This is a genomic window from Streptomyces rapamycinicus NRRL 5491, from assembly GCF_024298965.1.
GTDB lineage: Bacteria > Actinomycetota > Actinomycetes > Streptomycetales > Streptomycetaceae > Streptomyces > Streptomyces rapamycinicus.
On record NZ_CP085193.1, the window covers coordinates 10,719,785 to 10,744,433 of the forward strand.

Genomic DNA, 24,649 nt, shown 5'->3' on the forward strand with positions numbered 1-24,649 from the left:
GAAGTGCCGCCGGAACCCCACCGTGCCCGAACACGCGTAAAACGCCCCCGGCCACGAACGTGAATCGGCCCGTGTGGCGTGCATGTAAGCAAAGTGAAAGCGCGTGAAAAGTACCGAGACGTAGACTCCTCGGCACGTGCCCGGAGTTGCCTGAGTCCGGGTGTAAGAAGTGTTGGCACGGGGGTTCCACATTGATAAGAAATACGGGCGGAGTTCCGCTCTTGGCGGACACGGTGACGACCGATCCGCTGGAAACGGGGACGCGGCGGGCCGCCGCGATCCAGCGGCTGGACGCCGAACTTCTGGTGGCAGCCGCCATGGCCTTGGCCGACCAGGCCACAAGTAGTGTGAACGTCACGATTCCCAGCGATCGACGAGGTTTGTCGGAATTCGGCCCGGCACTCCATGTCATGGCGAGGACGGTGCGCCCGGACGTCGAATTCCGGGTTCTCTTCCCCTCTCGCGCTTTTGACGTCGAGATCCTGCACCGGCTGACCACGGAGCGGGAGAACGTCGCTGTCCGAATTGCCGAGAGTCCACTGCAGGGTGTGGCGATGGCCGACTACAGCGGCGCGTTGCTGTGGTCGCCGATCGCCCTCAAGGACGGAAGTGTGGCGCTTTTCGACAAATCCGCGGAGATCGGTGCACTGGGATCTCTCTTCCTCGGTGCGTGGGGAAGCGCGATACCGCTCGCCGAATTCCTGAAGCGGCGGGAGCTGGTCCGGCACGAGGACCAGCGGCAGGTGCTGGGGCATCTGCGGGACGGGCACACGGACCGGGTGGCGGCGCAGAAGATGGGCATCTCCTACCGCACCTATCGGCGCCGGGTCGCGGAGATCCTGGAGGGGCTGGGCGCGGAGTCCCGCTTCCAGGCCGGGGTACGGGCCAGTGAGCTCGGGCTGCTGTCGCCCCTGGAGGACGCCCAGTGACGGCTCTTCCTCTTCCCGCGGCCCCGATTCCCATCGGCGCTCCACTGCGGCCGCCCGCCTCACCGCTGAGCCGGGGCCCCGGTCCGGCCGAGGACGCCCGGGCGATCGTGCGCGAGGCCGGACAGCATGTGTCCATCATCCTCGCGTTGCCCCAAGGGACGCAGCGCGAGGTGCTGCGGTCGCTCCTCCCGGGGCTCCTGGCCCAGGCGAAACCGGATGTCCGGGTGCGGATCCTGTGCACTCGCCACACCTATGACCGGCGTCTGCTGCACACCATCGGCGGCGACGGCGGGCCGGAGGTGAGACTGGCCCGTCTCGATCCGATCGAGGCGGTCATGGCGGACGGCCGTACGGCCCTGGCCAATCTGCGGGCGGAAACCGGCTCGCAGATCTTCACCACCCAGGAGGTGCTGCCCGTCCAGGCGTTGCACACGCTGTTCAACTCCATCTGGAAGAAGTCGGCCCCGCTCTCGGCGCGGCCCGACTTCAGCGACCGCCGCCGCACCCGGCTGGTCGCCGAGATCCTCGGGATGCTGCGCGTCGGAGCCACCGACGAGGTCGCCGCCCGGGCGCTGTCCATCTCCGTGCGGACCTACCGCAGACATGTCGCGGACATCATGGAACGGCTCGACGCGCGGTCGCGCTTCGAGGCCGGGCTGCTCGCCGCCGAGTTGGACATGCTTCCGCCTCCGGTGGAGAGACACTGACGGACCGCACCCGGCCGGTGCCACCGGCCGGGTGCGCCGCGGCGGCCTCGGGCGTTCGTCCACGTACGGCTCCTCGGGGCGGCGGTGCGGCTCAGCGACGACCGAGGAGGAGACCGGGCGGACAATCGCCCCGGTCCAGCTCCACCGTCGTGGTGACCCGGGTGACGCCCGGCTTCCGGGGAACCGAACCGAACCCGAAGCGCACAGCGGGCTCGACGGGCGCCATCACCCCGAGATCCTCGCCCTCGAAGACCGCCGACACCGCGTCGACCGGCCGCAGATCCCGCGCGCCGTACCACTCCCGGCGACCGGCACCCGCGCCGCCTCGGGTCCGCACACCGGGCAGCAGCAGACGGGCGGGGACGTCCGTCAGCGCGCTCCACGCCGGGCGCCGGGCGAGCGCGCCGGGCACGGCCCGCAGCAGAAGCCCCAGCGGCCCGCGGCGGGCCACGGTGAAGCGCAGGTCCAGTGCCCCGGCCGTGATGGTCCAGGTGTCCGCCTCGACACTTACCCGGACCGGCACGGCGCGCACCGCGTCGAAGGCGTAGGTGCGGGCGATGAAGTCCGCCGTCTCCGGCGTGGGAGCCAGCAGCAGCCGTTCACCGTTCACCCGGTCGAGCATCACATCGCTGAACGGCCCGAACGGCGACCGCTCCCAGTGGCCCAGCACGATGCGCGTCCCGGAGGACGTGCCCATGCCCGCGATCCACCCGTCGAAGCGCAGCCGTACGGGGCGGGTGGCCCTGCCGCGCCGCCGGCTCATCGTCTCGCTCCCGCTCCCTGTGCCACCACGGACGGCGGGTCCCCGCCCGTCGCCCGCGGAAACGGGCCGTGCCGCCCCGACGGCGCTCCGTCCACCGGGCGTGTCGTGACGCCGGTACGGGGCGCGCAGAGACGATGGGCGTTCCCCGGGCAGCCACGCGCCCGTGACCGTCCGCCCGCTGCCCGGTTTCGTTCTCCCGCACCCGGGCATCCCTACCGGCGGTGTGTCCGCTCGTGGACCGTTCGGCCTGCCCGTAATGTCCACTTGGTCTCGGTCTGGACAGTGCGACGGGAGTGATCGAATGGCCATCGGGAACGGTGATCCCCATGGCCGCTGACGGCCGTCCGGGCGTCCTCGTCTTCGACGTCAACGAGACACTCACCGACATGACCCCGCTCGCCGCGCGCCTGGCGGACATCGGTCTGCCCGGCCAACTGCTGCCGGTGTGGTTCGCCGGTGTCCTGCGCGACGGCATCGCGCTGTCCCTCGCGGGTGGCCGGGCGACGTTCGCCGAGGTCGCCGGGGACGTCCTGCGCACACTTCTGGCCCGGCACGGGCCCGGAGGAGCGGACCCGGCGGTGGCCGTGGACCACGTGCTCACCGGCCTGCCGGAGCTGCCCGTCCACCCGGATGTCCCCGAGGGCGTACGGGCGCTGCGCGCGGCCGGACACCGCCTGGTCACCCTGACGAACGGCTCGGCGGACACCACGCGCGCGGTGCTGGACCGGGCCGGGTGCGCGGTGCCGGTGGCCAGTGGAAGCCCGCTCCCGCCGCGTACGCCCACGCGCTGCGTGCGGTGGACGTGCCGGCCGGCGCGGCGACGATGGTGGCGGTGCACCCGTGGGACATCGACGGCGCCGCCCGGGCCGGTCTCTCCACCGTCTGGTTGCGGCGCACGCCGGTTCCCTACCCGTCGGCGGCGCGGCCCGCCGACCGGCAGGCGACCGGGGTCGCGGATCTGGCCCGGCGCCTGGGAACCGCCCTGCCCGGCTGACCCGCGCGAAGTGGACTTCGCGCATCACGGGGTGTCAGGTGGGAAGTCCTCCAGGCGGGGCATCCCGGCTCGCGCCGGGCGGCTGGCCGGTGACGCGCTTGAAGGCGCGGCTGAAGGCGGCCTGCGAAGCGTAGCCGAGGCGTTGCGCCACTGCCTGGATCGGCAACGTGTCCTGGGCCAGCCACTGGCCGGCGAGGAGCATCCGCAGTTCGGTGGCGTAGCGGAGGGGTGACATGCCGATCGTGGTCTGAAAGCGCTGCGCGAATACGGAGCGGGAGATATTGCACTCCGCTGCCAGCTCCGCCACGGTCCACTGGTGGCCCGGCCGCCGGTGCAGGGCCAGGATGGCGCGGGCCAGCCGGGGGTCGCGCAACGCCGCCACGAGGCCGGAGGTGTTGTCGCAGCCGCATTCGACCCAGCCGCGCACGAGCATTGCTGCCGCCACTTCTGCCAGACGGGCGAGAATTCCGGTGAAGCCCACGCGTGCGGCGCAGACTTCATTCTTCATTGACGTGAGAATGGGCAGGAGCCCGGGGTAACGCTTTCCCGTGGCATCGACCAGAATGACGTCGGGCATGAGCTGGCTGAGTCCCTGCATTCCGCCGAGGTCGAGTTCCATGGAGCCGTTGAAGAAGATGGCGCTGGGTGTGGGGTCGGCGCTCGGGCAGGCATCGACGTCGCAAACCGTGTCGCTGAGGGGGACGGCGTCGAAGCTGTCTATGCCCCGGGCCGGCAGGTCCGGATTGGAGAGCAGCTGATGCGGCCCGCCGTGGGGCATGAATACGGCGTTACCGGCGGAGAGCTTGTGCAGGGTGCCGTCCTCGGTACGCAAAAAGCCGGAGCCCACTGCGAGAAAGTGGAAATAGGAACGTCCAGGCTTGGCGTCGAAACTGAGGTTGAATCGTGGCCCGACATGGATGCGACGGTACCGGACGCCATTCAGTCGCATATTGGTCAGCAGTTCGCTGAGGAGGTCTGAAGACAGGGTGAGAGGCCCTGAGGCCGTTCTGTCAGGAGTCTCGGTCAAATATTGCGGACGTGCTGTCATAGATGATCCTGAAGTTCGCACTTACTCTTGACTTGACTCTTTCACGCGCCTCAGGGGAAGTAAACAGTTGAGCAGTGATATATGCGGCACCCGGTCCGATGTCGGCTTGAGCGACGCGGCCGACGTGAAACCGCTACCGCCCGAACCGGCCGCATCTTCTTGGGCAGCGGTCTTCTCGCTGGCGCTGGGCGTTTTCGGATTGCTGACGGCAGAGTATCTACCGACCAGTTTGCTGACTCCCATGGCCGCCGATCTGGGGGTGTCGGAAGCCCTGGCGGGGCAGGCGGTGACTGTCACGGCGGTGGCCGCGATGCTTTCCGGGCTGCTGACGGCAAGCCTGACCCGGAAGGTCGATCGGCGAATTGTGTTGCTCGGCTTCACCGTATTGATGATCGTGTCCAATCTGCTGGTAGCCGTAGCCTCCAGCCTTGCCGTGCTTTTGGTCATGCGGATATTGCTCGGAATCGCGCTGGGCGGCTTCTGGAGCTTGGCGGCCGCAGTGGCGATGCGCCTCGTGCCCTCGACTCTGGTTCCACGTGCCGTATCGATCATTTTCAGCGGCATCGCGGTGGCCACCATTGTGGCGGTGCCACTTGGCAGCTACCTCGGCGAGTGGTCCGGCTGGCGCAGCGCCTTCCTGGCGGCCGCCGCGCTCGGCGTGGTGACGCTGGTCTTCCAGTCGCTCGCACTGCCCCGGATGGCGCCCCGCGTCACCGCACGGCTGGCCACGCTGTGGACCGTGCTGCGGCGCCCGGGCTTCGCGTTGGGCATCGTGGGCATGGTGCTGGTCCACATCGGGCACTACGCACTGTTCACCTATATCCGGCCCGCTCTGGAAAACCTGGCGAAAGCCGACGTCGATGAACTGGCGCTGCTGTTGTTCGTCTTCGGCGTGGCGAACTTCGTCGGCACACTGGTGGCCGGGTGGCTTCTGGGACACAGCCTGCGCCTGACATTGGCGCTGATGCCGGCGCTGATGGGCGTCGCGGCACTGAGCCTGGCACTACTTCCCGTCGGCCGGGCCGGGTACGTGATTTTGGTGGTCCTGTGGGGCTTGGCCTTTGGCGGCGTGTCGGTGGCATGGTCGAACTGGGCGACTCGCATGGTGCCCGACCAAGCGGAAAGCGCGGGCGGTCTCGTGGTGGTGGGCGTGCAGTCCGCCATCGCCGGCGGGGCCGCCGCGGGCGGGGTGATGTTCGGTATTGGTGGCGTCGTCACCGTGTTCACCATCTCCAGCGCCGTGTTGCTCGCCTCCGCGCTGTTGATCGCGCTGCGGGTCAAGGCGCCTGACACCGCGCGCATTTGATTGATGCGTGGACCGGGTCGATCTGACCGCCTCAGGCGCCTGGTGAGGCGCACGGTCGTGGGCCCAGGTACGCGCTTGAACCAGCGCAGACTGTTCCGATAGCCGGGGGCCCGGGCCGACCGTGGGATAGGGGCCACCGTGGCGTGAAGACCCCTCCCGAACACCTGTCCCCGGCCCCGGACCCCGCCTCGATGCCCGCACACGCTCGGCTACGGCATTCCGCGGCAGGCCGCATCGCCGGTCAGCTCCGCTGCCGGATTGCCGCGCCACTGGGCGTGTGCCGGTACGTGTTCGCCCTTCATGAGGAAGGAGTCGGCGTCGACGCGGGCGTGGTCGTCGATGACGACGCCGTAGTGCACGAAGGCGCTGGTGCCGATCGTGCAGCCGTTGCCGATGGTGATGCGATCGGATTTGAAGACGCCCTCCTCGAGGGAGTGTGCCTGCAAGACGCTGCCGGCGTTGAGGGCGCAGCCGTCGCCGACCTGGGTGAGGGTCCGTTCCAGGATCCGGCAGCCGTCGTCGAAGACCCGGTGTCCCATGCGGACGCCGAGCAGCCGCCAGATGGCGGGTTTGAAGGGGGTGCCGTTGAAGACGGCGAGGTAGAGGATGGACGGTACCTTCCAGGCCGGCTCGTAGATGGAGCAGAGCCGCGGCCGCAGGGTACGGAAGCCCAGCACGGCCCGTTCGGCCAGGACGAAGAAGCCGACCGTGAAGGCGAGTTCGAGGAGGGCGGTGCCGGCCGTCTCCAGCCAGTACAGCCCGCCGTCGCCGGTCAGGGGGAACATCGCGATCAGGAGGAGGCCGTAGACGTACAGGCAGGGCACGGTCAGGAACAGGGCCATGGTCACGGCGTTGTGGTGGTTCTTGGCCGCGAGGCGGCGCCGGAGTCCGGATCCGGTGGTGAGGTGGTCGAAGCGGTGGTCGCGTTCGACCGACCGTGGGATCTCGATGGGGGGTGAGCCGAGCAGTCCGGTGTTCTCCCTGACCGGACCGCTGACGGGAATCATGACCTTGGTGGCCAGCAGGAAGTTGTCGCCGGTCCTGCCGCCGGCCGGGTAGACGATGTGGTTGCCCAGGTAGTTGTGGCTTCCGATGGCGGCCGGCGCGGTGCGGAACGAGGTGCTGGAGTACTCCGCGTTCGCCATGGACAGTCCGTCGGAGACCATGGTCCCGGTGCCGACGCGGCTGAGGGTGGGCACCTCCTGTCCGAGCATCGTGCCGAAGTTGGATCCGGTCTGATCGATCGGCGCCAGACGGTATCCGAGGGCCTTCAGGTAGTGCACGATCGCCGAGCTGTCGCCGAACAGGGCGATGGTGAAGCGGGTGCTGGTCAGGCGGGCGACGGCGCGCTGGAGTGTGAACCGCACTCCGTGCAGCGGATACACGGCGTTCGGCCTGAGGGGACGGGACAGCACTCGCGACAGGGCCGGTACGAGGATCGCCCCCCGGAGGGCGAGGCCGAACACCGTGGCCGCCGCGATCTCCAGGCCGTCGGCGTAGTACGTCCAACTGCCGGGGCCGCCTGCTCCGGTGACGGTGTGGACCAGCGCGGGCCGGGACTCCAGCAGCGCGGCGACGGCCACCTCGGCCACTCCCGCGGTGGCTGTCAGCGCCAGCAGCACGACGAGGGCGTAACACGCTCGCCTCAGGCGGCCGCAGCGGGTCGGCGGAACGGCGAGGTACTCACACCCTGCCGGTGCGGGCCGACCTGGTGCGAATTCCGACCGTGAACCCGAAGTTCGAACAGGACGAGGGCCTCAACCGCGAGGACGAATGCCGGCAGCTCGTCGGCAGCCTGCTGGCCGACGCCAACATGGCCGTCGCCACCGCGGATGCCTTCCCCAATCGGCCCAATGTCGTCGGACGGCTGGACGGCGAGGACGGGAACAGCCTGGCGATCAATGGGCACATCGACGTTGTCCCGAGCGGCGACGTCGATGCCCGGACCACCGGGCCGTTCGAGGCAGCGGTACGCGACGGACGCATCTACGGCCGCGGCAGCTACGACATGAAGGGAGGGCTCGGCGCGGCCATCGGCGCGGTCCGCGCACTGGCCGCCTGCGGCATCGAACTCGCCGGCCGCCTGGAAATCCACAGTGTCGTCGACGAGGAAGCCGGCGGATTCGGCACTCGTGCACTGCTCGACGGCGCGCCCCGGACGTCCGCGGTCATCGTGGCCGAACCGACGCAGACTGACGTGATGGTCTGCCAGCCCGGCCCGGAGTGGGTACGGGTCACGCTGCGCGGACTCAGCGCGCACGCCGGATGGCGCTACAACGACATCTACCCGCGGCCCCATGACCGGGCCCGCACCCGGCCCGGCGTGAACGCCGCCGAACTCGCCACTCGCTTCATCGACGCGGTCGCCCACCTGGAACGGTCCTGGGGGCAGCGCAAGTTCCATCCCCTGCTCCCGCCGGGCATCACCACGATCAGCCCCAGCGTGGTACACGCCGGGGTCGGCATGGGGCCGAACGGCCTGCCCACATCGGTGACCAACCCGGCCACCACTCCGGATGTCGCCACGATCGACTTCGACCTGAAGTACCTGCCCACCGAGAGCTCCAAGCGGGTACGGCGGGAATTCGAGGACTTCGTACACCACTGGGCCATGACGGACCCTTGGCTGTGTGAACATCCACCTGAGGTCCAGTGGGACCTGTACGGGCTCCATTTCCCCGAGTTCAACACCGCTCCGGACAGCCCGCTGGTCCGCAGCATCCTCCGGCAGTGTGCCCGCCACGGATTCCCGGGCCGGGGCACCGGTTTCCCAGCGGTCTGCGACGGTGCGTTCTACGAGGGCGCGGACCCGGTGATCTTCGGCCCCTGCGGCGCCGACGCACACGGGGTCGACGAGTGGACGGACATCGACTCCCTCATCGGGGTCGCGAAGGCAATGGCCGCGGCAGCGATCGAGCACTGTGGAGTCGCGCGATGAACCGATTCGAGGGAATGGTCGCCATCGTCACTGGCGCCGCGAGCGGCATCGGTCAGGCCACCGCCGACCGGCTGACCCGGGAGGGGGCAGTCGTGATCGGCACTGACCTCACAGCCTCCGCGACCATCCGAGAGCTCGACGTGACCGACGAAGCGGCCTGGATCAGGACGATCGAGCAGGTGCGAGCCGAACACGATCGGGTGGATGTCCTGGTCAACAACGCCGGCACGGGCGGTTCGCAGTGGTACCACGAACTCGACGTCGAGGAGTGGGACCGCGTCATCAATGTCAACCAACGCGGGACCTATCTTTAGAGGTACATCGACGCCACCCCGATGCGCCGCGGCGGGACCCCGGGCGAGGTCGCGTCGGCGGTCGCGTTCCTCGCCGCGCCCGAGGCCTCTTTCGTAACCGGCACCGTGCTGCACGCCGACGGGGGTACCGGGCGACATGATGGAAGAGAGTGCGTGGCCCGGCCTCGACGGGGCCGTCGCGATCGTCACCGGAGTCGCGTCGGGCAGGGCTTGCTGACCGCCCACGAGCTCAACCAGCCAAGGCACGCGCGTCGTACTGGTCGACCGCGATGAGCACGCGCACGAAGCCGCGAAACAGTGCGACGTGAATGCGACGGCCATCGTCGGCGATGTGTCCGATCCACGGCTGTACCAGCTCGCGCCGATACTTGCACGGCGACGAAGTGGGCGGTACGCGGGCTCAGCAGGGCGCTCGCCGCCGAGCTGGCCCCCGGCATCCGGGTCAACACCGTGCTGCCGGGACTGATCGACACCCAAATGGCCGCGGGGAACGGCCCCGAGGTCAACGCGGGCATCGTCGCGAACACCCCGCTGGGCCGTATCGGCGCCCCGGCCGAGGTCGTGCCGGCCACCCTGTTCTTGCCGTCCGACCACGCCTCGTTCCTCACGGGCACCGAGATCGTCGTCGACGGCGGGCTGAGTGCCTGACCGAGCGGCACCAACGGCCGCCACCTCCGCCGGGACGTGGCGGCCGCCCGCCTGCTCACGGATGCAAGACCTCGCTCGATTCGGTGTGGGCGCGGACCGCCTCGGGGGAGCTGAGCAGCGGGAAGACCTCGCCGGCCAGCCAGAGATCGTAGAGGTCGTCGTAGTGTGAGCTGCGCGGATCACCGGACTGGCCCGGGGTATTGATCGCGACACTCGCGTCCCAGTTCCCGACATCGACGACGAACCGAACGCTGGCGCCGGTCGTCTGCACGCCGGTCTTCGGATCCCGCACGGCGACGCCAACCGTCTCAGGACCGCCGCCCTTTGGCCGCGGCCCGACTCGCAGCCAAGGAAGGTCCCCCTCGACATGCGGAGAAAGCGGGTGCTGCAAAAGCGACGTGTTCAGCCGGCCCCAGGACCAAGTGGCGGGGTCGTTGCCCAACCGTTTCCGACACTGGCGTACGGCAAGTCCCAGCGTCTCCAGGAGAACCCGCGTCCGGTCCTCACAAGTGTTGAGCAACTCGGTCTGCACAGTCATGTCGCCGGACAGCGAATCGCCCGGCAGCACCCACGCGAGAGCTGCCTCGAGCCGGTGGTGCGGAACCAGTGGACGCAGCGCGTCCCGGTAGAGACGTTCACGCAACGGCCCCCGCAGCCATGTCTCGAACAGCGCCGCGGCGGCCGAGTCGATGACCATCCGGTGGTCCCAGCCGCGCAGCAACGCGAGCCCGGCGCCGATATCCGGGTCGCCGTCCCCACCGCCCGCGGGGAGAACGGAGCAGACGCTGCGTGCGACGACGCTGAGATCATCGTTCTGCAGCGCCACGGACCCCGCCACATCGCACCGCGTGTCCGCGCCGAGCACCTCATGCAGCCGCTGCGCCCGGAACGGCGGGTACCACTCGTAAGAGACCGGAACAGGGGCCCAGGACCCGTCGTCGGGAAGGTTCATCTCGTTGGCGGTCGCCACCCACCCCTTGGCCGGATTGACAACGGTGGGCAACTCGCGGGCCTCCCTGAATCCGGCCCACTCGTAACGGCCATCCCCGGGCACGGGCAACAGACCGTCCCAGTTCGGGCGGACCGGAACCAGCGCTCGTGGGCACCAGCCGATCCGTCCGTCGACGTCGGCGAACACATGGTTCACGCCGGGCGCCCGCCATGGATCCAGGGAGGAGGCGAAAGCGGCACCGTCGACCGCGTCGAGGTAGTTCAGGCTTGCCAGGTACGGCGCCGTGCCGGGCTCGAGCCACGCGGCGCGTACCGCGTGTGCGATGCCGCAGGTCGGGTCGGAGTGTATGACCGGGCCGTGCCGGGTGAAACGGAGCTCGACCTCTCGGTCGCCGTCGGCCAGCGGGATCCGCTCATGCGTCACCTCCATTGATTCCCAGCCATCGCCATACCGGTATCGCGAGTCATCGTCCGGATGGAGCTCGTAGACGTAGAGATCCTCCTGATCGACCGCCCAGATCGTGAGCCCGAAAGCCACCGCCCCGTTGTGTCCAATGGAGATCCCGGGCAGCGCGGGCTCCCCAGCACCGATCACGTCGAACTCGGGACATTTGAGGTGAACCAAGTAGCGCAGCGACGGCAACGACATCGCCCGATGCGGATCGTTGGCCAGCAGCGGACGCCCGGACGTGGTGCGCCCTCCGGCAACGACCCAGTTGTTGCTCCCCTCGAGGGTGCGCGTCGGCATCGGGTGCGTCGCGACGGGACCCATGGCAAGCCGGTAGGTGTCGAGAACGTGTGGGTCGACGGTGGCCAGGTCAAGCCCCTCGGGAACCGACAGTGGGACCGCCGGCTCCCGCCGTCTGCGCAAGTCCTCCACCTCCGCGCCGAACTCGCGCAGGGTCACCGCGCGCGCGACTTCCTGTTCGAGGTTGCCGTAGAGGCCGTGCGACCTGAGCCGGACAACATCCTCAGACTCCCAGAGAGCCGGCCGATAACCGAATTCGGTGAATTCCGGGGGCAGCAACCCGGGGTCTCGCACGGTGGCCGCTATCCAAGCGTTCACTCCCGCGACAAAACGGGTGACCGCGGAGCGGGCCCGCGGGCCATAGGCAGCCCACTCTTCATCGATATCACCTCGATACAGGAACAGCCTCGCGGCGCGGTCCCTTTCGACGTAGTCTGCTCCCAGCACCTCCGCGGTGCGGCCGAGACCGCGCCGCCGCCACCAGTCCAGCTGGAACAACCGGTCTCGCGCGGCTACCCAGCCCTGAGCGAGAAAGGCGTCGTCCGCGGACGACGCCTCAATATGCGGAACTCCCCAGCGGTCGGTGCGTATGGTCACGGGCTGCGCCAGGCCAGGTATGTGCGATGGGGTGCCGTCTGCCACCGATGCCCTCCTGATGATCAAATCCACCTGTAGCCTGAAACTATCTACAGGAACTAATGAAGAAAGCTGCTATGCCGCTCAACCTGCCCGAAGGCAAGCGCCTTGCCGTGAATATTGGGGCTGATTTCGATGCCCACGCGGCCTGGATGGGATCATTCAACCTGACAAGCCCGTCGTATCTCTCACGCGGCGAGTTCGGAGCCGAGGTGGGCGTACCCCGTATCCTCGATCTGTTGCGGCGGCACGGTATCCGGGCGACCTTCTGTACGCCGGCCCACACGATGGCGACATTCCCCGAACAATTTCGAACGATCGTCGACGCGGGCCACGAGATTGCCGCGCACGGATGCTACCACGAGGCTGTTCCCACTCTGGATCCGGCAGAGGAACGGCGACTGATGGAGGTGACACTACAGCAGCATAAGAAGTACGTCGGCGTGCGGCCTCGCGGTTACCGGTCCCTGGCGTGGGACTTCACCGCGCTGACCCCGGCCCTGCTCGATGAGTTCGGATTCGATTGGGACCCGTCCCTGGGGGGGCGCGACTTTCAGCCGTACCACCCACGGCCCGTGGTCACCTCGACCGAGAGAACGGCAACACCTTTGGGGAGCCGGCCGAGTTCCTCGAGGTTCCGGTGTCTTGGTATCTCGACGATTTCCCGCCGACCGAGTACGTGCCCGGGATGAACACGGCTTCACCCCGATCAACGCGCTGCTTGAACAGTGGATCGCTCAGTTCGACTACGCCTACGCGAACGAGCCGAACGGAGTCCTGTGCCTCACGGTCCATCCACAGTGCATCGGCCGAGCGCACTACATCCGTGCTGGAATTGCGGCAGTTCGAGGTACTGAGCCTTTTCCATCTTCACCCTGAGCAGGTCAAATGAAGGGTGAGTACGGCCTGGACGAGGCTGGTGATTCGGGTGGTCGAGCACCGCAGTTTGCGGAGGAGCCGCCAGGACTTGAGGGCGGCGACGGCCTGCTCGACGAGGGCTCGGATCTTCGCGTGGGACCGGTTCACCGCCTGCTGGCCCGAGGAGAGGGTCTCCCACCGCCCCCAGCACGGGGCGCGGACCGTGCCCCCGGCACCTCGGTGTCCCTTGTCGGCCCAGCACGGGACGCCGGCCTCGGCCAGGGCGTCGATGATGCCGTGTTCGCGGGCCGCGCGGATGTCATGGACGGCGCCGGGCAGAGCCGGTGATGCCCACAGCAGCCGGCCGATGGGATCGGCGATGACCTGCACGTTCATCCCGTGCTTCTTGTGTTTGCCGGAGTAGAACGGCCGGTCCGCGGCGATGCGGTCGATCGGTAGGAGCGTGCCGTCGAGGAGGAGATAGGCCTTCGCCGACGCGATCCGCACCGCGTCGGCCAGACTGGGGGCGAGAGCCGCCAGGAGCTCGACTGCCTCGGTGACATATCGGTAGGCCGTCGTGGTGCCGACGCCGAATCCGGCGGCGAGCTGGGCATAGGTGTGTCCCACCCGGAGGTGGGCGAGGGTGAGCAGGGCCTGTCGGCCGGCGGTCAGGCGCCGCCACGGGGAGCCGATCGCGCGGCGGTGGCGCCGCAACTGCTGCGCGAGGAAGCGGAGGGCGGAGCTGGACACGCCGACGCCCGACGGGTAGACAAGCACGTGAAGCCTCTGGTGGAGACGGTTCTCTTGGTCGAAAACCCATCTACCAGGGGCTTCACCTCGTTGTCAGCCCAACTGGCCAGCCTGAGCACCAGGCTGGAAAAAGCTCACTTACGAAGACGTTCAGCGAGGTCATGCCGAACAGGACGGTGAGGTTCCACACCGTCGGTGATCTCCAGGCGTGCTTCGGGAGCACGCCGACCGGCTGCGCCTCGACCTCGAGCCGGTTGACGTGGTGGGGGTGCGGACGGTGCTCGCGGGTCCGGTCGGTGCCGATCCAAAGTGCGGCCGAGAGGGCGGCGATCACGGCCCAGCCGGCGAGGGCAGGACGCCAGCCGACCGAATGCGCGAGAGGCACCGCCAGGAGCGGCGGGTGGAGCGCCCCGAGGTGGAGCGCGATCAGGTAGACGGTGCTCATCAGAGCAAGGCGGTCGGAGAGGTACTCCCGCACCAGCGGGGGATGACGACGCCGGCGATGCCCATCCCGGCGAGCGCCACGATGGACAGCAGGAGCAGGGAACCGGTATTCCCGGCCAGACCGCGCAGGGCGACGCCGGTCGCGGTGACGAGCATCGCGACGACCGCGGTGTGTTCCAGGCCGACGCGGCGGATCATCGCAGGAGTGTGTGCGCCGAACAGGGCGAAGCACGCCGGCGGGAGCATCCCGAAGACTCCGACAGTGCCCGCACCGAAGCCGAAATCGTCGCCTATCCCGTCCAGGAGCGGTGACAGCGACGTGACGGCGGAGCGCAGATTCAGCGCGGAGACGGCGATCGCGAAAAGCGCTGTCGTGCGTCCGGCCCAGAGCGGATACCGCACGGGGCGGACCCTGCTGGTGGTGGCGGTCACCGGAGCAGCCCCAGCCTGCCGGTGAGGCGGTCGACTTGACGCCTGGGCCCAGTGAGAGCAAGGCCCAGCGGACGCCACCCTCGCTCCGGGTCTTGCAGTCGCTGGGTGTACGCGTCGTAGTCGCGCGAGGAAACGGCCGCGTCGGTGACGTCAAGCACCGTGATGCCGGGATGATCCGAGGCCTCCTGGTACAGCCGGTTGAGAGCTTCGTCGTCCGCGGCAAGCACCGGGAGCCCGATGGTGCTCATGCCGCGATGAGAGATGCCCGAGGCGTCCACGACGTCGGGTCCGACAATCCCCTCGACATGGCGCCCGACACTGATACCGAGCAGCCCGATGACGTTGGCCGCCACCCCGCGCTCCAGCCCTTCGTCGACGACGATCACCAGTTTGCCTGCCATGGAACCTCACTCATTGTCGCTTTCTCGACGGCAAGGCTACGCATGTTTCGGCTATACTGGCCCGAAACCGAAACTAGTTCGGTTGCAGGGTCTTGGGGGGGTGTTGTGGACGAAACAGATCGCACGATCGTGCGCCGGTTGCAGCAAGATGCTCGGCTCAGCAACCGGCAACTCGCCCGCGAACTCGGCGTTGCCGACTCCACCTGCCTGGCTCGGGTGGCGGCACTTCAGGACCGGGGCGTCATCACCGGTTTCCACGCCGCGGTCGATCTCGGTGGGATCGGGAGAAGTGTGCAGGCGCATGTATCGATCAAGATCCGGCCTCAAGCGCTTCCGACCGCGTCCGCCTTCTGCGACGCGGTCGCGGATCTCCCCGATGTGATCGCCGTGTACATGGTCACCGGCGAGGCCGACCTCCTCGCGCACGTCGCCGTTCCCACTACCGACGAACTGCGCGAGTTCGTTCTTCAACTCGCCCGGCGGCCCGAAATCGCCGACATCCGGTCCTCGATCATCTATCTCAGCCGACGCGCCAAGGTCATCGAGCCCGTCGATGGTCCATGAGAACGCGACGCTGCCACCCCGACCGTGAACAGGGACTCGCATGACCACGCCGGCCTTCACGTCCTCGTTGAGGCTGGAGCCGTTGCTCCCCCGGCATCGGGGGCTCCTGCTCACCATGTTCGAAGATCAACGCGTGTGGACCTACCTCGACGGCTCCCCCGCCGACGCGGAAAAGACCACCACTCGATTCATAGACGCCGCAGAGCTGAGCCGAAGCGCGACCGGGCTGGGTATCTGGACCGCGTTCCTCCGAGCCGACAGTGCGGATGGGCGGCTCCCCTCGGGCACCTTCGTCGGCATCGGCGGCGTCCGTACCCTCTCCGCTGACCTCTGGAATCTGGGGCTGAGCATCGCGCCGACCGCCTGGGGCCGCGGCTACGCGACCGAGTTGGCGACCGCGGCGGTCAATGCCGCCCAGGTCTCGTTCCCGAACCGAACCGTCACCGCTCGAACCTTGACCAAGAATGCCGGATCGGAGCGAGCGTTGATCAGCGCGGGGCTTCGGGTTGTCTGGAGAGGCCCGAGCGCCGCACACCCGGGCGAAGAAGCACGGATACTCGCGGACAGGCAACCGCGCGGGTCCGAACTCGAGTGGCTCATCCACGCTTCGTGAGAACAGCCGGGGTGAAGAGGGTGTGAGTGCGTCCGCTCAGGCGGGTCCGGATACGGCCCGACCACATCGTGGACCTTGTCGACGACATACCGATCCGTCGACGGTTCGAACGTCTCGCCGCGGTGCGGCCGCGGGCCGGAAGCCCGCCGCTTCCGCCACCGGCCCACCGCATGCGGTGTCGAACCCGCCCGCGCGGCCGCGTCCTTGTGCGACGCGGTTCGCCGCGCCGCCGGCCCAGGATGATCGGCACCGCAAAGCCCACGCCTGCGACGTGGAACGCGCCGGCGCCTGACCGCCGGCCGACAGGCCCTGCTCACCCTCGCCCACCTCCGGGTGGGACACACCTATGCCCAGCTCGCCGCCGGATTCGGCGTCGGCACCACGACGGCCTACCGATATGTCACCGAGGCAGTCGAGCTCCTGGCGGCTCTCGCCCCCAGTCTGGCCGACGCGGTGCGGATCGCGTCGGCGAAGGCCTATCTCCTCCTCGACGGCACGCTCCTACCGATCGACCGCATCGCCGCGGACCGGCCGTTCTACTCCGGCAAACACAAGAAGCACGGGATGAACGTGCAGGTCATCGCCGATCCCATCGGCCGGCTGCTGTGGGCATCACCGGCTCTGCCCGGCGCCGTCCATGACATCCGCGCGGCCCGCGAACACGGCATCATCGACGCCCTGGCCGAGGCCGGCGTCCCGTGCTGGGCCGACAAGGGACACCGAGGTGCCGGGGGCACGGTCCGCGCCCCGTGCTGGGGGCGGTGGGAGACCCTCTCCTCGGGCCAGCAGGCGGTGAACCGGTCCCACGCGAAGATCCGAGCCCTCGTCGAGCAGGCCGTCGCCGCCCTCAAGTCCTGGCGGCTCCTCCGCAAACTGCGGTGCTCGACCACCCGAATCACCAGCCTCGTCCAGGCCGTACTCACCCTTCATTTGACCTGCTCAGGGTGAAGATGGAAAAGGCTCACTCAGAGCCATCGCGCGTGAGGGCTCCCTTGCGGCGGCCGCGCGGTCCCTGCACCACGGTCAGCCGACCGTCGACCACCATCTTGCCTCGCTGGAATCCCACTTCAGGGCCCCACTGGTGCACCGTGGCCCGCGCGGAGCGCGTCTGACCGAGGTCGGCCGGTCGGTGCTGCCGCATATGGAAGCCGTGCTGAGTCGGGTGGGGCTGATGGAACAAGAGGCCAGCGCCCTGGTTGAGCACGGCGCCATGTCCCTGCGCGTCGCGACCTTCCCGACGGCCGGCGCACTGCTGCTGCCGTCGGCGGTCCGGCAGCTGGCCGGCCAGGGTGTGAAGGTCTCAATCGTGGAAGGAGAGCTGCCCAGCGTCGTGGACGCGCTGCGCGCCGGCAGCGTGCACATCGCTTTGGTGTACTCCCAGCCCGGCGACCCACTGGATCTGGGGGAGGGGTTCGTACTGCGTCCCCTGCTCGAAGCCCCCCTTCTGCTGGCGTTGCCGGCCGGTCACCACCTGGCTGCCTTGGACAGCGTCCCGCTGGACCGGCTCCGCGACGAGGGCTGGATCATGGGCGCGAGCGACTGGGACCCGTGTGACCGAATGCTGAGCCGGGCCTGCGCGCAGAGAGGATTCGAGCCGGTGCGAGTCATGCGCACCGACGACTACGCGATCCTCAAGGGCTTCGTCGCGACGGGTCTCGCGGCCGCCCTGATCCCGCGGCTTGCTCTGACGGGATATGAGTCGGAACTCGACCTCGCCATCCGGCCCGTCGACGGGTCGGTCCTGGCCCGGCAGGTGAGTGTGGCCATGCTCCGCTCCACCGTCTCCGGGCCCGCCGGGAAGCTGTGCGAAGAGCTGGAAGTCAGGGCACAGCGGATTGTCGCAACGTGGCACAACGGGACCGGTTGACGCCTGCCGTGCCGGACCGGCACGGCCGCGGGGCATGACCAGAACCGCCATAGAGAGTATGGCGACCTCCAGGTATTTCCAGGCTTCTCTTCGCTACTGCCTTCCGGCCACACTGTCGGCATGAGCTGGGAACCCGCCGGGAACCAGCGAACTCCCGAATGCCACTTGAGAGGTGATCGCCCGATGACCGGCTTCGTCGGTGTGAGGAACATGATTCGCTGGCTTACCGCACAGGGAGTCGCCCCGACCCTGACCGGGATGGCGGAAGCAATAGAGAAGGACTTTCGGCGGTGGCCGGTGTTCAACAAGACGGAGCGCGTGGCCAGCCATACGCCGTTCGGCGTCATGGAATTGATGCCGATCGCGGACCCGGACCTCTATAGCTTCAAGTACGTCAATGGCCACCCGCTCAATCCCGTGCGCGGGTACCAGACAGTGACCGCCTTCGGGGTGCTCGCCAATGTTCACAATGGATATCCCGTCTTCATCGCCGAGATGACCATACTGGCGGCGCTACGGACCGCCGCCACATCGGCCATGGCGGCTCGTGCGCTGGCACGTACGGATTCGATATCCAGGTATGCCCCTCCGGGCAGGAGGCCGTTCGCGGCGCGGACATCATCACGACGTGCACCGCGGACAAGACGCATGCGATACTGCTGTACAGTGCGGATGTCTCCCCAGGGGTCCGCATCAACGCACCCGGCGGTGACTGCCCAGGAAAAACCGAACTCGATCCAGAGATCCTGCGCCGCGGTACGGTGTTCGTCGAATCCGAGCCCCAGACGCGTATCGAGGGGGAGATCCAGGCACTCCCCGGGACGTTTCCGGTCACCCCTTTGTGGAAGGTTCTCGCGGGTGAGGCGGAGGGCCGGACCGCCGAAAATGAGATCACCGTCTTCGACTCGGTCGGATTCGCGATCGAGGACTACTCGGCCCTGCTGTACCTGTATGAAAGCGTCAGCGGCGGCCCTCTGTGCGAGGAGATCGATCTCGTCGCCGACCCGGACGACCCGAAGGATCTCTTCGGTTTCGCTCTCGCGGCGAGCCCGGTGTCCCAAGCGGCCACCGGTGACCCGGCGGTGACCGTGCGTCAGGCATCGGGGCTGGCTTGTGCTGGAAGCCCGATGTGGCCACACTTGGGCGAGTGCTGAACTACGGACAGGCGGTTGGCGACGCGGGCGTCGCACGTCGAATGCGTAAGGTCTTCCGTCGGCTTCCTCCGAGTGTCCGTAAAGACCCGGTAAGGATGGCCGAGGTTTACGGGAATAGGCTTTTCGATGTGCAGCTGCGGAGGGTCCGGGATGAAGCGAGCTTCGTCCGGTCCAACTTCAGCGTTGGGCTGACCATCGACAGCGGAAAATTCGAGGATCTCACCAAGCGTACTACTCTCATCTCGGACACCCTGCTTCTGTCTCATGGATGGACCGCTCCTTACCGCGAGGTGGGGGAGCACAACCCCACCGAATGGGGAGTGATGATGGGAGCGGCGAACGAGGTACGAACGCGTCAATACACGTTGCCGCGGGAGGGCGATGGGCATTGGCGCCATAGGCAGGTGAACTACACCGCCCTTTCCTATGGCATGCACTGCCCCGACCTGGCGGCCCTCGGCACCTGGCTGCTTCACGCCGAGCCGCTGCTCAAAGCCGGACTTGCCTGGTATCTCCCAAGCTATTCCACCCGTGGGCAACAAATGGTCCAAGGAGTCAGGCAGCCCCCGCAGGCGGTCCAGCAGGTAGCAGCGGTTGACTACATCATCAGGAACGGGAGGCTGATCGACCCTTCGGAGTCGAACCCGGTCAAGGACCGGCTCATCCGCCCCGTCCTGGAAATCGACCTGCCGTTCATCGAGGGTGTCACCCTCAAGGACTTCAGCAAGATCACTACAGCGGAGTTCGACTCATACAGAGGGTTTCGTAATTTTCTGCGCAGCAGTTTTCTATCCATGGATCAGGCGCTCAACGGGGAGCAGACTCAGATTGAGCTGACCAAACTGCGTCTGGAGATCGAAGACCAGGTGCAGGCGATGCGGGTCGAATTCCTTGCAGCCAGAAGAAAGAGGGTATGGGCGGTGACTGGAGCTGTGGCTGCATCGACGGCGGCCTTGCTCATTGCCGTGAACGGCTCGGTTCTCGAACGTGTACTCACGACTCTCGGATTCACCACCGCGGGGACCTTTTGGGGAGCCATTACGGCCAGAGTTGAAAATAGCCCTCACGTGATGAAGAGCGGGAAGTGGTACTACGTATGGATCCTTTCCAAGAAGAGTAGCGCGCTGTGACGGTAGGGCCCGCCGCAGACAGACCTCAGACACGAGGTCCCGGCGCGGACGTCAGGTGGCATGCGTTTCAGGACGGAACAGACGGTGCCGGGCGATGAGTTCGACGGTCACCGCGACGGCAATGGACTGGACCGCCATCAGGGCGATCAGGACGAACAGCTGAACGGCCCCGGCCATGAGCGGGCTCGCTCCACCCAGGAGCATGCCCACGAACGCCCCGGGAAGCGTCACCAGCCCGACCGTGCGCGTCTGGTCCAGGCCCGGCAGCAACGCGTCGGACGCGGCCGGCCGTGCGATCTCCAATCGCGCATCCCGGTCGAGCAGACCCAGAGCCATCGCCGCTTCGACCTCGCCACGCCGGAGCTCCAGCTCATCGAGGGCGCGTCGGCCCGCGAGCACCGTCACCGTCAGGGCGCCGCCGATGAGGATGCCACTGATGGGGATGAGGACGAGACCCTTCGTGGGAACGAGGCCCGTCAGAAGCAGAGCGGCTACCGTGGGGACGACTCCGGCGGCGATCGGTGCGGCCGTCAGCCACCAGGTGCGGTTGCTCGTCAGCCGTCGGCCCGCGGTGCGCACGGCGACGCCGAACATCACGACCAGGAACGCGGCCAGCCCCGCCGAGCTGGTGACGGCCCAGGTGATGACCAGGGACACAGCGGCGAGCTGCGCCGCCGCGCGTACGCCCGCAACCGCGATCTCCCGGGATCGGTTGACCGAGTGATTGGGAGACAGCCGGAACCAGTAGGCGACGCCTGCGGCCACGGCAAGCAGCATTATCAGCAGCACGCCGAGGGTGAGGTTGACCGGCAGTAGGGATCTCGCGCTCAGCGTCACGTGCCTCACCGTAATTGCCGCGAGTGGCGCGCGACAGGCCGTCACGCGCTCCGCACCTCGCCCCCACGCAGGGGCGGGCCGTCGTCGCTCCGCGCGCCCAGCCCGACGCGAGCTCGTTCGCCCGTAAAGCGTCTCCACGACATGAGCGGAGCCCGGGATCGCCCGGAAAGGTCCGGCGACTCGGGAGGGGTCCCGCGGCAGGACCGTACCGTCTGTGACGGAGGTGGGGCATGGCCGGATGGGGCGCGACGGAGTGGGGCATGGCGCGAGAGCCAAGAGGTGGACGGCTGCGGCAGGTGGTGAGCGTCGGGATACTGGTGGCCTTGGCAGGGTGTTCCGGTGCCTCGGACGACTCGGACAAGGAGTCTCCCCAGGAGGCAGCCACGGCGCGGAAATCCCCCGTGACCGCTTCGCGTTCGCCTTCACCTTCTCCGTCCCCGACGCCGAGCGCCGACTCGATCGCTCAGGCATGCGGTGATACGCGGTTCGACGCTGACGATGTCCTTCCCTGGAATCCGGCGGCGCCTGCCTACACCGGTGGCGGAACGCACACCGTCACCCTGTTCAAGGGCGGTCCCGACTTCGACGAATCGGACACGGAGTCGGATGCCGAAGCCGATGACGAGCCGAAGCTGCCTGACAAATGGGCTTCTTCCAGTGATCCGGAGCTGATCGTCTGCGAATTTCTGGCGAAGGAATCCGTGGGTGGCCAGCTGATCACATGCGAGTACGAGGAGCTGGGTGGTGACGGATCTGTCAGCACCCGTGTGCCGGTGTACTCGGCGGCATACAGCTATCGGGTGCTCGAGGCCAGGACAGGCCGGTTGGTGGATACGTTCAACCTGAGCGGTTCAGTGAGTGCTTGGGATTCCTGCCCGGTCGAGCAGGGCGACATCGCGTCCAGTGACGCGGCGTATCAGCACGTTTCCAGCCGTGACTTGACAAAACGGCTGCGTTCCCTGGCCGAGGGGCCCACGGGGGACTGAGGTGAAGGGCCGGGCCAAGGCCCGGCGACCCTCCTCGTCACTGGCGCGGTCGACTAGGTCATCCGGCTCGTGCAGACGGCGACGGACCTTTGCGTAGCCGTGGGGAATGCCTGACTTGCCCCGCACCGGCGTCGGCGACGGGCACCTCGGCGCGTGCCGCAGCCAGGCCATGAACAGGCCCAGGTGACGGGCGCGGACCGTCCAGGCCGGCCGTTACCCCTGCCGAGGCTGTCCCGCCCGGGCGAGTGGACCCGCCCGACGCGACAGCGCACGACACACTTCACACCCAGCGGAGGTGGGCGCGGTCCGGCCCGCGGGGTGCTGGAGTGCGGTGCCGATGCCGAGCGCGTCGAGCTGCGGGCCGGGATCGCCGCGGCATGCCTCATCGGGCAGGGCCCGCGGGGCGACAGCGGCAATGAGGAATCCGTCACGGTCGTCGTGCCGGTCCAGAAGCCGGTCCAGAAGGACGAGCTGGGCGCCGTCGGGGGTCGGTGCGGATGACGCGGAGGTGCTCGTCGGCGAGGTGGCGCAGTCGCCGGGCGGTGCAAGGGGTCGGACCCGCACGCCCACGTGGCCTGCTCTGGCGGGGTCAGCGTTCGGGCTCCGGATGGACCGTGGAACTGGTCGTGGCGGTGCGCTGCATGAGGCCGCCCAGGATGAGGGTGAGGCCCGCTTCGAATGCCGCTTCATGGTCGAGGACCGGGACATCGGCCGGCAGGTCCTCCTTCGGACCTGTATCCGCCTGCTCCTCCAGCACGCAGCCGACCGTGTACCGGCTGGCGGCCAGCATCGCCATTTGTGCGTCCTTCTCGGGAATGCCGGAGGTGACGAGGAAGGTCATCTTGCGCCGGATCCGGTCGAGGTCGCTGGCCGGGGTGGTGCCGGCGTGGAGGCGCGCGCCGTCACGGCGCTGCAGCAGGGTGCGCCGGAAGCTGCGCGAGTTCTCCAGGAACCACTCGCGCCAGTCGTCCTCGGGCGACGGGAGCGGCGCGCTGGCGTGAGGGGCCATGGCGGCTTCCGCCATGGCCGCCAAGAGGTCCTTCTTGGTCCGGAAGTGGTAGTAGAGCGACGGCTGCTCGACGCCCAGGCGCTTGGCCAACCGCCGGGTGCTGACGGTTTCCAGTCCCACTTCGTCGAGCAGATCCAGCGCCTCGGTGACGACGGTCTCACGGTTCATCTTGGTCACGTTGACAATCTATCGGTGATAGAAGACTCTGGAAGGAAATCAATCACCGATAGATTTTGGAATGGCCGTCATGACGGACAAGATCACGAAGCGTTCTCTGCGGGTTCTCGTCGCAGGTGGCGGCGTCGCCGGGCAGGCGCTGGCTTTCTGGCTCACCCGCGGTGGTCACCAGGTGGCGGTCGTCGAGCGCTACCCGGCGCTGCGCGCCTTGGGCGCGCAGGTCGACCTGCGCGGGCAGGGCATCGAGGCGGTCGAACGCATGGGGCTGCTGAACACCGTGCGCAGTCAGCTGGTGGACGAGGCGGGCGTCGCGTTCGTCGATTCCCGCGGGAGGCCGAAGGCGACGATCATGGCGAACACCTCCGGCAAGGGCCGACAGACCCTCACCTCGGAGTACGAGATCATGCGCGGCGACCTGGTCCGCATCCTCCACGACGCGACCAAGGACGACACCGAGTACGTCTTCGGCAAGAGCGTGGACGGCTTCGACCAGGACGAGCACCACGTCACCGCCCATTTCTCGGACGGGACCTCCGGCGAGTACGACCTGCTGGTCGGCGCGGACGGACAGGGCTCACGCATCCGGCGGGCGCTCCTTCCGGAGGGGGGCGACCCGTACTGGCGCGTCGGCATCCACATGGCCTACTGGTTCGTCCCGCGCATCGCCTCCGACAGCAACATCCGCGACACCTACATGGTCCCGGGCGGCCGACAGATCATGCGGCGCAGCCACAACGCGACCGAGACTCAGGTGTACTTCGTGATGCGCGAGGAATCGGCGGAAGCCTCCGCGATCCACCGCGCTCCCGTCGAGCGGCGGCAGGAGTTCTGGGCCGACCGCTTTCGCGACGCCGGCTGGCAGGTCGAGCGCTTCGTCGAGGGCATGAAGACGAGCCCGTTCTTCTACTCCCAGGAGATCGCCCAGGTGCGCACCGATACCTGGTCCAAGGGCCGCGTGGCCCTGGTCGGCGACGCCGCGCACTGCGCCTCTCCCTACAGCGGCATGGGCGTCTCCGGCGGTCTGGTCGGCGCCTACGTCCTGGCCGGTGAGATCAACCGGCACGCCGATGACCTGCCCACCGCCCTGGCAAACTACGACCGCGTCCTGCGGCCCTTCGTCAACGAGATCCAGGCCGAGGTGAACCCCCGCCTGCTGCGCGTGGGCATGCCCATGAACCAGCACGCGATCAGCGCCTTCCAGAGCGCTACCGCGCTGGCCTGCTTCTTCCGCATCCCCGACCTGGTAGCGCGGTTCTCGAAGGAGGACCGCGGCGGCGGCTGGCAGCTCCCGGCGTACCCCGTCCCGGTCGCAGCCGCGTAGGGGCGACGACGGCAACCTCGGCATCAAGTGCGGAGTGCACGGGGAATCTGCTCAGAAGCCCGTCGACCGAGCACTACACGTCGATCGCGGCCGACCGACTCGGCAACGGGTAATCACACTGACA

General features: G+C 68.1%; 27 protein-coding genes and 3 pseudogenes. 20 read left to right on the top strand and 10 right to left on the bottom strand.

Annotated features, from left to right (window positions below):
- Window positions 1-221: 221 nt before the first annotated feature.
- Together LIV37_RS44555 and LIV37_RS44560 are read left to right on the top strand one after the other, a co-directional pair.
- Window positions 222-929 (top strand): helix-turn-helix transcriptional regulator, encoded by a 708-nt coding sequence (locus tag LIV37_RS44555; RefSeq protein ID WP_020873643.1) that lies wholly within the window; start codon window positions 222-224, stop codon window positions 927-929.
- A complete protein-coding gene (locus LIV37_RS44560; protein ID WP_020873644.1) occupies window positions 926-1,636 on the top strand; it encodes a helix-turn-helix transcriptional regulator in 711 nt (236 codons plus the stop codon). The genes LIV37_RS44555 and LIV37_RS44560 overlap by 4 nt, the downstream gene beginning before the upstream one ends.
- Before the next feature lie 91 nt (window positions 1,637-1,727).
- On the opposite strand, the gene LIV37_RS44565 is transcribed toward LIV37_RS44560, so the two are convergent.
- Window positions 1,728-2,399 (bottom strand): hypothetical protein, encoded by a 672-nt coding sequence (locus LIV37_RS44565; protein ID WP_020873645.1) that lies wholly within the window; start codon window positions 2,397-2,399, stop codon window positions 1,728-1,730.
- 386 nt (window positions 2,400-2,785) lie between these two features.
- Here LIV37_RS44565 and LIV37_RS52275 point away from each other — a divergent pair.
- Window positions 2,786-3,082: pseudogene (locus LIV37_RS52275) on the top strand (HAD family hydrolase); the annotation flags it as partial.
- Window positions 3,083-3,132: 50 nt separating this feature from the next.
- On the top strand, window positions 3,133-3,393 hold the full coding sequence (locus LIV37_RS44575; RefSeq protein ID WP_020873647.1) for an HAD family hydrolase: 261 nt from the start codon (window positions 3,133-3,135) through the stop codon (window positions 3,391-3,393).
- A 34-nt stretch (window positions 3,394-3,427) separates the two neighbouring features.
- On the opposite strand, the gene LIV37_RS44580 is transcribed toward LIV37_RS44575, so the two are convergent.
- Complete coding sequence (locus LIV37_RS44580) at window positions 3,428-4,441, bottom strand: AraC family transcriptional regulator (RefSeq protein WP_121826637.1); 1,014 nt, start codon at window positions 4,439-4,441, stop codon at window positions 3,428-3,430.
- A gap of 106 nt (window positions 4,442-4,547) precedes the next feature.
- On the opposite strand from LIV37_RS44580, the gene LIV37_RS44585 reads away from it, so the two are divergent.
- The gene (locus tag LIV37_RS44585; protein ID WP_243146547.1) at window positions 4,548-5,747 is read left to right on the top strand and encodes an MFS transporter; all 1,200 of its coding nucleotides are present in this window, start codon (window positions 4,548-4,550) and stop codon (window positions 5,745-5,747) included.
- Between the two features lie 209 nt (window positions 5,748-5,956).
- Here LIV37_RS44585 and LIV37_RS44590 read toward each other — a convergent pair whose 3' ends face one another.
- A complete protein-coding gene (locus LIV37_RS44590; RefSeq protein ID WP_020873650.1) occupies window positions 5,957-7,369 on the bottom strand; it encodes a hypothetical protein in 1,413 nt (470 codons plus the stop codon).
- Window positions 7,370-7,473: 104 nt separating this feature from the next.
- On the opposite strand from LIV37_RS44590, the gene LIV37_RS44595 reads away from it, so the two are divergent.
- The 4 genes from LIV37_RS44595 to LIV37_RS44610 are packed head-to-tail and all read left to right on the top strand — an operon-like array spanning window position 7,474 to window position 9,647.
- On the top strand, window positions 7,474-8,685 hold the full coding sequence (locus LIV37_RS44595) for a M20/M25/M40 family metallo-hydrolase (RefSeq protein ID WP_148717930.1): 1,212 nt from the start codon (window positions 7,474-7,476) through the stop codon (window positions 8,683-8,685).
- Window positions 8,682-8,999, top strand: coding sequence for an SDR family NAD(P)-dependent oxidoreductase (locus LIV37_RS44600; RefSeq protein WP_020873652.1), 318 nt, complete (start codon window positions 8,682-8,684; stop codon window positions 8,997-8,999). The genes LIV37_RS44595 and LIV37_RS44600 overlap by 4 nt, the downstream gene beginning before the upstream one ends.
- Window positions 9,000-9,020: 21 nt before the next feature.
- Complete coding sequence (locus tag LIV37_RS44605) at window positions 9,021-9,272, top strand: SDR family oxidoreductase (protein WP_208929075.1); 252 nt, start codon at window positions 9,021-9,023, stop codon at window positions 9,270-9,272.
- Window positions 9,273-9,296: 24 nt separating this feature from the next.
- The gene (locus LIV37_RS44610) at window positions 9,297-9,647 is read left to right on the top strand and encodes an SDR family NAD(P)-dependent oxidoreductase (protein WP_121826635.1); all 351 of its coding nucleotides are present in this window, start codon (window positions 9,297-9,299) and stop codon (window positions 9,645-9,647) included.
- Window positions 9,648-9,702: 55 nt separating this feature from the next.
- Here LIV37_RS44610 and LIV37_RS44615 read toward each other — a convergent pair whose 3' ends face one another.
- Window positions 9,703-11,988: a penicillin acylase family protein gene (locus LIV37_RS44615; protein WP_121826634.1), complete on the bottom strand. Its 2,286-nt coding sequence runs from the start codon at window positions 11,986-11,988 to the stop codon at window positions 9,703-9,705.
- A 71-nt stretch (window positions 11,989-12,059) separates the two neighbouring features.
- Between LIV37_RS44615 and LIV37_RS44620 the strand changes: the two genes are divergently transcribed.
- The gene (locus tag LIV37_RS44620; RefSeq protein ID WP_158635005.1) at window positions 12,060-12,674 is read left to right on the top strand and encodes a polysaccharide deacetylase family protein; all 615 of its coding nucleotides are present in this window, start codon (window positions 12,060-12,062) and stop codon (window positions 12,672-12,674) included.
- A gap of 178 nt (window positions 12,675-12,852) precedes the next feature.
- Here LIV37_RS44620 and LIV37_RS44625 read toward each other — a convergent pair whose 3' ends face one another.
- Genes LIV37_RS44625 through LIV37_RS44640 form a run of 4 tightly spaced genes read right to left on the bottom strand, consistent with a single transcriptional unit; the run spans window position 12,853 to window position 14,867 of the window.
- On the bottom strand, window positions 12,853-13,617 hold the full coding sequence (locus tag LIV37_RS44625) for a transposase family protein (RefSeq protein WP_121826632.1): 765 nt from the start codon (window positions 13,615-13,617) through the stop codon (window positions 12,853-12,855).
- Window positions 13,618-13,672: 55 nt separating this feature from the next.
- Window positions 13,673-14,035 (bottom strand): hypothetical protein, encoded by a 363-nt coding sequence (locus LIV37_RS44630; RefSeq protein WP_020873656.1) that lies wholly within the window; start codon window positions 14,033-14,035, stop codon window positions 13,673-13,675.
- Window positions 14,035-14,466 carry an MFS transporter gene (locus LIV37_RS44635; RefSeq protein ID WP_121826631.1) on the bottom strand — a complete coding sequence of 144 codons (432 nt, stop codon included), beginning with the start codon at window positions 14,464-14,466 and terminating at the stop codon, window positions 14,035-14,037. Before LIV37_RS44635 ends, LIV37_RS44630 begins: the two co-directional genes overlap by 1 nt.
- Window positions 14,463-14,867 carry a DUF2000 domain-containing protein gene (locus LIV37_RS44640; RefSeq protein ID WP_020873657.1) on the bottom strand — a complete coding sequence of 135 codons (405 nt, stop codon included), beginning with the start codon at window positions 14,865-14,867 and terminating at the stop codon, window positions 14,463-14,465. Before LIV37_RS44640 ends, LIV37_RS44635 begins: the two co-directional genes overlap by 4 nt.
- A gap of 42 nt (window positions 14,868-14,909) precedes the next feature.
- On the opposite strand from LIV37_RS44640, the gene LIV37_RS44645 reads away from it, so the two are divergent.
- The 7 genes and pseudogenes from LIV37_RS44645 (at window position 14,910) to LIV37_RS44670 (ending at window position 20,195) form a co-directional block, all read left to right on the top strand.
- Window positions 14,910-15,431: an Lrp/AsnC family transcriptional regulator gene (locus tag LIV37_RS44645; RefSeq protein WP_214664196.1), complete on the top strand. Its 522-nt coding sequence runs from the start codon at window positions 14,910-14,912 to the stop codon at window positions 15,429-15,431.
- A 40-nt stretch (window positions 15,432-15,471) separates the two neighbouring features.
- Complete coding sequence (locus LIV37_RS44650; protein ID WP_020873659.1) at window positions 15,472-16,044, top strand: GNAT family N-acetyltransferase; 573 nt, start codon at window positions 15,472-15,474, stop codon at window positions 16,042-16,044.
- Between the two features lie 261 nt (window positions 16,045-16,305).
- Window positions 16,306-16,992, top strand: a pseudogene (locus LIV37_RS44655) (transposase family protein); the annotation flags it as partial.
- 25 nt (window positions 16,993-17,017) lie between these two features.
- Window positions 17,018-17,911: a LysR family transcriptional regulator gene (locus LIV37_RS44660; protein ID WP_121826628.1), complete on the top strand. Its 894-nt coding sequence runs from the start codon at window positions 17,018-17,020 to the stop codon at window positions 17,909-17,911.
- A gap of 258 nt (window positions 17,912-18,169) precedes the next feature.
- Window positions 18,170-18,453: pseudogene (locus tag LIV37_RS52785) on the top strand (ornithine cyclodeaminase); the annotation flags it as partial.
- The gene (locus tag LIV37_RS51920) at window positions 18,442-19,065 is read left to right on the top strand and encodes a Rossmann-fold NAD(P)-binding domain-containing protein (protein WP_276064851.1); all 624 of its coding nucleotides are present in this window, start codon (window positions 18,442-18,444) and stop codon (window positions 19,063-19,065) included. The pseudogene LIV37_RS52785 and the gene LIV37_RS51920, both read left to right, overlap by 12 nt.
- On the top strand, window positions 19,059-20,195 hold the full coding sequence (locus LIV37_RS44670; protein ID WP_148717929.1) for a hypothetical protein: 1,137 nt from the start codon (window positions 19,059-19,061) through the stop codon (window positions 20,193-20,195). The genes LIV37_RS51920 and LIV37_RS44670 overlap by 7 nt, the downstream gene beginning before the upstream one ends.
- A 51-nt stretch (window positions 20,196-20,246) precedes the next feature.
- On the opposite strand, the gene LIV37_RS44675 is transcribed toward LIV37_RS44670, so the two are convergent.
- Window positions 20,247-21,032 carry an ABC transporter permease gene (locus LIV37_RS44675; protein WP_020873663.1) on the bottom strand — a complete coding sequence of 262 codons (786 nt, stop codon included), beginning with the start codon at window positions 21,030-21,032 and terminating at the stop codon, window positions 20,247-20,249.
- A gap of 401 nt (window positions 21,033-21,433) precedes the next feature.
- Between LIV37_RS44675 and LIV37_RS44680 the strand changes: the two genes are divergently transcribed.
- Window positions 21,434-22,018 (top strand): hypothetical protein, encoded by a 585-nt coding sequence (locus LIV37_RS44680; RefSeq protein ID WP_121826627.1) that lies wholly within the window; start codon window positions 21,434-21,436, stop codon window positions 22,016-22,018.
- A 318-nt stretch (window positions 22,019-22,336) separates the two neighbouring features.
- On the top strand, window positions 22,337-22,519 hold the full coding sequence (locus LIV37_RS52790; RefSeq protein ID WP_020873665.1) for a hypothetical protein: 183 nt from the start codon (window positions 22,337-22,339) through the stop codon (window positions 22,517-22,519).
- 88 nt (window positions 22,520-22,607) lie between these two features.
- Here the strand turns inward: LIV37_RS52790 and LIV37_RS44690 are convergent, their stop codons facing one another.
- A complete protein-coding gene (locus LIV37_RS44690) occupies window positions 22,608-23,195 on the bottom strand; it encodes a TetR/AcrR family transcriptional regulator C-terminal domain-containing protein (protein ID WP_167525972.1) in 588 nt (195 codons plus the stop codon).
- 79 nt (window positions 23,196-23,274) lie between these two features.
- Here LIV37_RS44690 and LIV37_RS44695 point away from each other — a divergent pair, with 79 nt between their 5' ends.
- Window positions 23,275-24,525: an FAD-dependent monooxygenase gene (locus LIV37_RS44695; RefSeq protein WP_121826771.1), complete on the top strand. Its 1,251-nt coding sequence runs from the start codon at window positions 23,275-23,277 to the stop codon at window positions 24,523-24,525.
- The last annotated feature ends 124 nt before the right edge of the window (window positions 24,526-24,649 follow it).

What these genes read in the sequence shown, in the direction of transcription:
- LIV37_RS44565 (WP_020873645.1), bottom strand. Translation starts at nt 2,399, where the DNA reads ATGAGCCGGCGGCGCGGCAGGGCCACCCGCCCCGTACGGCTGCGCTTC.
- LIV37_RS44580 (WP_121826637.1), bottom strand. Translation starts at nt 4,441, where the DNA reads ATGACAGCACGTCCGCAATATTTGACCGAGACTCCTGACAGAACGGCC.
- LIV37_RS44600 (WP_020873652.1), top strand. Translation starts at nt 8,682, where the DNA reads ATGAACCGATTCGAGGGAATGGTCGCCATCGTCACTGGCGCCGCGAGC.
- LIV37_RS44605 (WP_208929075.1), top strand. Translation starts at nt 9,021, where the DNA reads ATGCGCCGCGGCGGGACCCCGGGCGAGGTCGCGTCGGCGGTCGCGTTC.
- LIV37_RS44620 (WP_158635005.1), top strand. Translation starts at nt 12,060, where the DNA reads ATGCCGCTCAACCTGCCCGAAGGCAAGCGCCTTGCCGTGAATATTGGG.
- LIV37_RS44630 (WP_020873656.1), bottom strand. Translation starts at nt 14,035, where the DNA reads ATGAGCACCGTCTACCTGATCGCGCTCCACCTCGGGGCGCTCCACCCG.
- LIV37_RS44640 (WP_020873657.1), bottom strand. Translation starts at nt 14,867, where the DNA reads ATGGCAGGCAAACTGGTGATCGTCGTCGACGAAGGGCTGGAGCGCGGG.
- LIV37_RS44645 (WP_214664196.1), top strand. Translation starts at nt 14,910, where the DNA reads ATGTTTCGGCTATACTGGCCCGAAACCGAAACTAGTTCGGTTGCAGGG.
- LIV37_RS44650 (WP_020873659.1), top strand. Translation starts at nt 15,472, where the DNA reads ATGACCACGCCGGCCTTCACGTCCTCGTTGAGGCTGGAGCCGTTGCTC.
- LIV37_RS44690 (WP_167525972.1), bottom strand. Translation starts at nt 23,195, where the DNA reads ATGAACCGTGAGACCGTCGTCACCGAGGCGCTGGATCTGCTCGACGAA.
- LIV37_RS44695 (WP_121826771.1), top strand. Translation starts at nt 23,275, where the DNA reads ATGACGGACAAGATCACGAAGCGTTCTCTGCGGGTTCTCGTCGCAGGT.